The 250-nt window shown below is 65.2% G+C and carries 1 pseudogene; it reads right to left on the bottom strand.

Annotation, left to right across the window (positions count from 1 at the left end):
• Positions 1 to 18: 18 nt before the first annotated feature.
• A pseudogene (locus CVH10_RS22840) lies at positions 19 to 250 on the bottom strand (glutathione S-transferase family protein); the annotation flags it as partial.

The raw sequence follows: 250 nt of genomic DNA, 5'->3' as shown, positions 1-250 counted from the left end.
ACAGGAACCGCCCTCCTCCTACACGTCCAGCTTTTCATAATCCGCCGGCGGCGGCACGCCCTCCATCCGCTCGGCGAGCAGCGGGCGGAAACTTGGCCGGCTCTTCATCCCGACATACCAGCGCTTGGCCAGGTCATGCGTCTTGAAATCGATCCCGCCCAGATAATCGGCGATCGAAATCTGCGCCGCCGCCGCGAGATCGGCGAGGCTCATCGTCGCGCCGCCGATCCATTGCCGGTGGTCGAGCAGG

Origin of the sequence: Halomonas sp. ND22Bw (assembly GCF_003011945.1) — a bacterium.
Lineage (GTDB): Bacteria > Pseudomonadota > Gammaproteobacteria > Pseudomonadales > Halomonadaceae > Halomonas > Halomonas halophila.
This window is presented reverse-complemented; position numbering and strand designations above follow the sequence as displayed.